Origin of the sequence: Candidatus Synechococcus spongiarum SH4 (genome assembly GCF_000586015.1) — a bacterium.
GTDB classification, from domain to species: domain Bacteria; phylum Cyanobacteriota; class Cyanobacteriia; order PCC-6307; family Cyanobiaceae; genus Synechococcus_B; species Synechococcus_B spongiarum_F.
In genome coordinates, this window is record NZ_JENA01000231.1 from 1 (window position 1) to 2,559 (window position 2,559).

The 2,559-nt window shown below is 63.6% G+C and carries 2 protein-coding genes and 2 pseudogenes; 1 reads left to right on the plus strand and 3 read right to left on the minus strand.

Annotated features, from left to right (window positions below; all coding sequences use genetic code 11):
* A pseudogene (locus BG35_RS14250) lies at positions 1 to 489 on the minus strand (hypothetical protein); the annotation flags it as partial.
* Positions 490 to 504: 15 nt separating this feature from the next.
* Between BG35_RS14250 and BG35_RS14255 the strand changes: the two are divergent.
* Positions 505 to 870, plus strand: coding sequence for a type II toxin-antitoxin system PemK/MazF family toxin (locus BG35_RS14255; RefSeq protein WP_236619844.1), 366 nt, complete (start codon positions 505 to 507; stop codon positions 868 to 870).
* Positions 871 to 905: 35 nt separating this feature from the next.
* On the opposite strand, the gene BG35_RS0108950 is transcribed toward BG35_RS14255, so the two are convergent.
* Both BG35_RS0108950 and BG35_RS14230 read right to left on the minus strand, forming a co-directional pair.
* A complete protein-coding gene (locus BG35_RS0108950; RefSeq protein WP_152535261.1) occupies positions 906 to 1,127 on the minus strand; it encodes a hypothetical protein in 222 nt (73 codons plus the stop codon).
* A gap of 404 nt (positions 1,128 to 1,531) precedes the next feature.
* Positions 1,532 to 2,528, minus strand: a pseudogene (locus BG35_RS14230) (sirohydrochlorin chelatase).
* Positions 2,529 to 2,559 lie beyond the last annotated feature (31 nt).

The following is a 2,559-nucleotide window of genomic DNA, read 5'->3' on the forward strand; positions in this document are numbered from 1 at the left end:
TGGAGACAGTTGTGATCTGCCCCTTGACGTCAAAGCTTCATGAAACCGCCCAGCCGTCTTCAGATTGTCTGTGCAGGCAGGCCCAGTGAAGTGGCCGTGGACCAGATTCGTACCCTCAGCAAGGAGCGCTTTGTGCGGCGCATCGACAGTCTTGCCAATGCTGAGGCAAGACGGCTCCGCTCCATCATCCGTGACCTCTATGCATCGGAGGAAGGGTGAAGCCGCATCGCAGGCTCCGGTGCAGTCTCCAGGGCAGAGGGTGCAGGCTTCCCCCAAACCTTCATGGTGGTGATGGTGGCTGGCCTGGGGAGCGCCATACTCGTTTTCAAAACCCAGCACCTGGGTGCGGTACTTGCACAGGGCGCAATTCATGGCGTTGTCTCCCTCCAGAGCCTCCTGGGCGCGGGCGCGGAAGGTGTCCGGCACCAGGGGATGGTCGCTGAGGTAGGAGGCTTTGCGGATGTCCGGTTGGGGATCGTCGGCCGCCACCCGGTCCACATTGCCGTGGACCAGATCCGCACCCTGAGCAAGGAGCGTTTCATGCAGTGCATTGGCAGCCTGTCCGAGGCTGATGCAAGACGGCTCCGCGCCATTATCCGTAACCTCTTATGCGCCGGCGGAGGAGTAAGGCTCAATGGCGGTACAGGACCATCAACCCTGCTGCACGTCTCCCTTGGCGCGGCCCGCCAGTGGCTGGATCGACGGGCCGCCCAGGAGGGGGTGCGGGGTGTGGCGCAACGGCTGGAGTTTTGCCCAGACCCAGTTGGCTGCGCTGCAAGAGCGGTACGGCGACCATGGGGAGGTCCACCCATGGCTCAACTTCCGGACGAGACCGTCGCCAACCCCAGCCCCCTGCCGGAGGAGGAGTGAAGCGTCGCCTATGCCTCACCCTTGAAACTACCTGGTTAGCGGGTGGTAGATAGGCGGCTTTCAATCAGACGGTCCACCTTGGCCTCCAGCTTGGCCAGGCCGTCTTTCATGTTGCTACGTAGATCATCGATCCGCTTGTTCTGATCGTCGATCCGCTTGTTCAACTGGTTCAGGAACAGCGCTCCCCCTCCCAGGATCACGGCCGGCTGGACCAGTAGCCCCAGCCATTCCATCAGTCCAGGAAGTGGGGTAGCCATCGAGTGGATTGGCGGATGGCGGCAGCCTACCGCAACATCCTGGCCATGAAGAAGGAACCCACCTGAATCAAGGGCCATCGATCCCACCCGTCCATTCCACGGGGGAAAAGGGCTTGCGCCAATCCCGGCGCCCTGCCGGAGGAGGAGTGAAGCTTTGTGAACCTGTTGACCGTGGCAGGGGACTGGATTTGCATTCAGCAACAATCAAGCGGCTCGTTGAGGCAGGCGCACCGGTCAACGTTCACGATCAGGTGGGGGACACCCCGTTGGACGCAGGCAAACACCCCTGGACCTTGTCCGGAAACAGGGCCATGAAAACGTGGCTGACCTGCTCGCAGCAGCCGGCGGCCTCCAGGGCGGCGATGGTCTTTGAACAGGGAGGCTGTGTACATCAGGAGCGGACTTCAATGGTGGTGGAGGTGGTGATGGGCCTTGGCCTTCACGTCCTCTTCGCAGGCCCCGGTGCAGTCTCCAGAGCAGAGGGTGCAGGCTTCCCCCAACCTTCATGGTGGTGATGGTGGCTTTGCTGGGGAGCGCCATACTCGTTTTCAAAACCCAGCACCTGGGTGCGGTATTTGCACAGGGCGCAATTCATGGCGTTGTCTCCCTCCAGAGCCTCCTGGGCGCGGGCGCGGAAGGTGTCCAGCACCAGGGGATGATCGCTGAGGTAGGAGGCTTTGCGGATGTCCAGTTGGGGATGGTCGGCCGCCACCCGGTCCACCGCCCGGTGAATGCGGCTCACCAACACCCCGGAAAACAGGAAGTAGGGGAAGACCACAATGCGGCGGTAACCCAGACCCACTGCCCGCCGCAGACAGTCCTCCACCTGGGGAAAGGTGACGCCGGCATAGCAGGTTTCTCCCCAGCCCAACCCCAGACCCTCCACCAACATGCGGGTGATCTTGGCCACGTTGCCGTTGGCGTCCGGATCCCGTGAGCCCCGGCCCACCACCACCAGCAGGGTGTCCCGGCCCAGGTTGCCCCCCTGCTCCCCCCGGCCTCCGGCGGCAGGGCCGCGGTGATGCGGGCCGCCGCGGCCCGCACCATGCGGGCATCCATGCCCAGTTCGCGGCCGTAGCTGATGGGCAGGCCGGTGGCGGCGCTGTAGCGGTTCAGAACAGCGGGAATGTCGTTTTTCACATGGCCGGCTGCGAAGAGCATTCCCGGCACCGCCACCACCTGTTTCACACCGGCTGAGCGCAGCTTGTCCAGGCCGGCGGGAATGACGGGATGGGCAAACTCCAGATAGCCGTAGGCCAGGGGGTGGTGGGGCAGGAGACGGGCCAAGCCCGTGGTGAGTTGGGCAAACTCCGCCACCGCCTTGGAATTCCGGCTGCCGTGACCACACACCATGACCCCCAGCTTGGCGGGGTGAAGGCCCCCATCCCAGCGCAACTCCATCGGTTCTCCTTGCCCCATGGGTCGTTCAGTG